This window comes from Bradyrhizobium sp., assembly GCF_004799445.1.
GTDB lineage: Bacteria > Pseudomonadota > Alphaproteobacteria > Rhizobiales > Xanthobacteraceae > Bradyrhizobium.
The window spans coordinates 1-4,290 of record NZ_SSNA01000217.1; the positions used below are offsets into that span (position 1 = coordinate 1).

Below are 4,290 nucleotides of genomic sequence, written 5' to 3' on the forward strand. Positions count from 1 at the left end.
GTGGTCCAGCGCATCACGGTGACCGACGGTACCGTGGCGTTTTCCAACCTGCGCGATCACGTCGACAACCGCATCGAAGGCATCAACGCCGACGCCCTTGTCGGCGCCGATCGCAAGATCAGGGTCACCGGCGGCGCGCAAGCCGGCGGGCATCCGCTCAAATTCGACATCAAGGCCACAGCGCCCGCGCCACCGCTGGAGCGGCAGAACGTTCCGGTCGAACTGACCCTCGAGGCGCGCGGCCTCCTGCAGGCGCCATTGTCGGGCAAGGCCGAGGTCCGGCTCAACGGCACGGTGGTCATGATCAACGGCCTCACCGGCGTGATCGGCGACGGCGCATTCAATGGCTGGGCGTCGGTCGATGTCGCGAGCAAGCCGCTGCTCAAACTCGATCTCGACTTCCAGCGCCTCGACATCGCGGCCAGCCCGGCCGCGCCGCAGGATTCGCAAGGCCCTTCGCAGCCTTCTTCGTCATCTTCCTCGCAACCCTGGAGCAACGCCACCATCGACCTCGCCGGGTTGAATTATGTCGACGCCCAGATCCGTCTGTCGGCCGCCGAACTCAACATCGGAACCGCGCATTTCGCGCCTGCCGCAATCGACGCCACGCTCGCCGCCGGCGTTGTGAAATGCGCGATTTCCAATCTCGGCGCCTATGGCGGCCAGGCCAACGGCGAACTCGACATCGACATATCCGGCGGCACCCCCTCTTACGTGATGCGCAGCGATCTCATCGGCGTGCGCGCATTGCCATTGCTGCGCAGCGCCGCCGGCTTCGACAAGCTCGACGGCAAGCTGCAGGCGAAGATCGCGGTGCGCTCCAATGGAACGAGCCAGCGCGCGATCCTGTCGAACCTCGACGGCACGGTGTTTGCGAATTTCCAGGACGGCGCGATCCGGGGCCTCAACGTCGCGCAGATGATCCGCTCGCTGACCGCGAGCCCGCTGTCGGGATGGCAGGAGGGCAAGGAACAGACCACCGACCTGACCCAGTTGTCGGCCTCGTTCCGCGTCGAGAAGGGCCAGGCCACCACCAGCGATCTCAACCTGGTCGGGCCGCTGGTCAGGATGACCGGGGCGGGCACGGTCGACCTCGGCACCCAAATGCTGGCGTTCCGGGTCGAACCAAAGCTCGTGATGACCACCGAAGGCCAGGGCCGCGCCGCCGACCCGGTCGGGTTCGGCATCCCCGTGGCGATCGAAGGGCCATGGGCCGAGCCGCGGATCTATCCCGACATGGCCGGGATGCTGGACAATCCGGACGCGGCCTATGCCAGGCTCAAGGACATCGGCAAGGGCCTGTTCGGACCCGGCGGTCTCGGAGGGCTTGGCGGCGGCGGCTCCAGCGGAGGCGGTTCGAGCGGCGGCGGATTGTCCGATACGCTCGGCGGCAAGCTCGGCGAGACCCTGGGCAATCTGTTGCAGCAGGGATTGGGCCAGGGTCTCAATCAAGGGGCCAACCAGGGCCGCGGTCAGGGGCGCGGCCTTCCGGCGCCGTCGCCCTCCCCGGCGCCCACCGACCAGGCCGCGCCGGCGCCAGGTGATCCTCCGTCGCAAGCCCAGCAGAACAGCCAGCCGATGAACGACGTGCTGCGGCAGTTGTTCAACCGGTGAGAGTCTAGCTACGCACATCACTTCCACCGCCGTCGCGGCGCCCGACCCCCGACCCCTAAGAGCGAGCTTCGTCTCGACCCCGCACGCGCTGCGCGCGCGGGGGAGGGGAGCTGACTCCGGCCGGACCCTGCCGAACTGTGCTAAATAGCTCCTGGCTGATGACAGGAATGCGCGCCCGCAAGGGAGGTCTGCGCGACGAGAGGCCGGATGGTTGGGGTAAAGGACAGAGGCGGGTTGCTGCGCGGGGGCCTGTTCGCCAAATATGTCACGGCGCTGGTCGGGCTCGTGGTGTTCGTGCTCGCGGTCAACGGCGCGATCGAAACAGGGATCAGCTACCGCGCCACCAAGACCACGCTGACCGACGCGTTGGGCGAGAAGGCCGAAGCCACCGCGCGGCGGATCGAGCAATCGGTCGCCGATCTCGAGCGCCAGATCAGCTGGGTGACCCGGGCGAGCGCCGTGACCCTCGACCAGCACCGCGCCGACTACGCCCAGCTGTTGAACCAGGTGCCGGCGGTATCCCAGCTCTCGCTGCTCGACGGCTATGGCCGCGAACAGCTCAAACTGTCCCGCGCCGCGATTTCGATCGGCAGCAAGGCGGATTTTTCCCGCGATGTCCGCTTCACCGACACCGTCAGCAAGAGCGTCAGCTACGCGCCGGCGACGTTCCGGGACTCCCGCCCCTTGATGTCGATCTCGGTATCGCATTCCGGCTTCAATGCCGGCGTCACCGTCGCCGATATCGACCTGCGCTTCCTCAGCGATTTCCTCGGCGACGCCCAGGTCGGCAAATCGACCTTGGCTTATGTGGTGGATTCGCATGGCCAGGTGCTGGCGAGTTCGAGCAAGGGGCCGGAGATCGGCAAAAGTCTCGCCACCCTGCCGCAGGTCGCCGCCGTCATGGCGGCAGGCGGCACCGCGCAATCCTCCGGCAAGGATGCCGAGGGCAATTCGGTGCTGAGCGGCGCCAACGCGGTGCCGAAACTCGGCTGGCACGTGTTGTTCGAGCAGCCGACGGCGCACGCGCTGGCGCCGATCCGGGATCAGCTGACGCGCGGCGCGCTGTTGATCGCGCTGGGCCTTGCGGTCGCGATTCTCGCCGGCACGATGCTGGCCCGCCGCATGCTGATTCCGATCACCGCGCTGCGGCGCGGCGCGCGGCGGCTCGGCGAAGGCGATTTCAGCCATCGCATCGAGGTCCACACCAACGACGAGCTGGAAGAACTCGCCGACCAGTTCAACGGCATGGCCGGCCAGCTCTCGGAAACCTATGCCGGCCTCGAGACCAAGGTCGAGGCGCGCACCCGCGACCTCGCGCAGTCGATCAACGAGCTCAAGGTGCTGGAGGAAGTCGGCCGCGCGGTCGCCTCCTCGCTCGATCTCAACGCCGTGCTGCCGACGGTGGCGGCGCGCGCGCTGGAGATCACCGGTGCCGACGCGGTGCTGATCTATGGCTATGATGCCGCCACCCGCCGGTTCAACCTCGCCGAGGCGATCGGCATCGACAAATCAGCCGAAGGCCAGCACCTCGCGATCGACGAAGATGCCACCGTGCTCGGCGAAGCCGCGAGACGCGGCGAGCCGATCGCGATACCGGATCTCACGGGGGCTGCGGAAACGTTGCTGCGCGACGTCGCGGTGACGGCCGGGTTTCATTCGGTGCTGGTGGTGCCGCTCGTCGACCAGCAGGGCGTGCTGGGATCGCTGGTGGTGCTGCGCCACGCCACCGGCGAGTTCTCGCCGAACCTGATTGGGTTGATGCGGACCTTCGCGCACCAGGCGGTGCTGGCGATGCGCAATGCGCGGCTGTTCAGCGAAGTCGACCAGAAAGGCCGCGAACTCGCGGTCGCGCATTCGACCGTGCAGCAGCAGGCGGCCAAACTCGAGGCGCAGACCGAGCAGCTCAGGGATTGGAACAAGTCGCTGGAGGAGCGGGTCGAGAAGCAACTCGCCGAGATCGAGCGCATCCGAAAACTCGAGCGTTTTCTGGCGCCGCAGGTGGCGCAACTGATCGCCTCTTCCGACGGCCATGATGCGCTGCTCGACAGCCACCGCGGCGAGGTCACCGTGGTGTTCTGCGATTTGCGCGGCTTTACCGCGTTCACCGAGGCGACCGAGCCCGAGGAAGCCATGAACGTGCTGCGCGAATATCACGCCGCCCTTGGCGAATTGATCTTCAAATATGAAGGCACGCTCGACCGCTATGCCGGCGACAGCGTGATGGTGCTGTTCAACGCGCCGATCCAGTTTCCCGACCACACCAAGCGCGCGGTGCAGATGGCGGTGGAAATGCGCGACGCCATCGGCGCCTTGACCGAGCGCTGGCGCAACCGCGGGCACAGCCTTGGATTCGGCGTCGGCATCGCGCTCGGCTATGCGACGCTCGGGCAAATCGGTTTCGAGCAGCGACTCGAATACGCCGCGATCGGCAGCGTCACCAACCTCGCCTCTCGCCTCTGCGACGAAGCCAAGGCGAACCAGATCGTGGTGTCCAGGCGCGTCTACGGCATGGTCGAGCCCTGGGTGGAGGGCCGGCCGCTGGATGATCTGCAATTGAAGGGATTCAATCATCCGATCCTGGCGGCGGAGATTTTGCGCTGGCGCGGGGAAGAGGCTGAGGCCGCGGCGCCAGCGGAGATGCCGGCAGAAACCGCGGCGCGGCGAAGGAAGTAGGAG

Annotated in this window: 2 protein-coding genes; both read left to right on the forward strand. The window is 67.0% G+C overall.

Annotation, left to right across the window (positions count from 1 at the left end; genetic code table 11):
- The coding region (locus tag E8A46_RS28615; RefSeq protein ID WP_291568331.1) for an AsmA family protein at positions 1 to 1,614 on the forward strand (1,614 nt) is incomplete at its 5' end.
- A gap of 207 nt (positions 1,615 to 1,821) precedes the next feature.
- Positions 1,822 to 4,287, forward strand: coding sequence for an adenylate/guanylate cyclase domain-containing protein (locus E8A46_RS28620; RefSeq protein WP_291568333.1), 2,466 nt, complete (start codon positions 1,822 to 1,824; stop codon positions 4,285 to 4,287).
- The last annotated feature ends 3 nt before the right edge of the window (positions 4,288 to 4,290 follow it).

Coding starts and splice junctions, on each gene's coding strand:
- E8A46_RS28620 (WP_291568333.1), top strand. CDS start 1,822: ATGGTTGGGGTAAAGGACAGAGGCGGGTTGCTGCGCGGGGGCCTGTTC.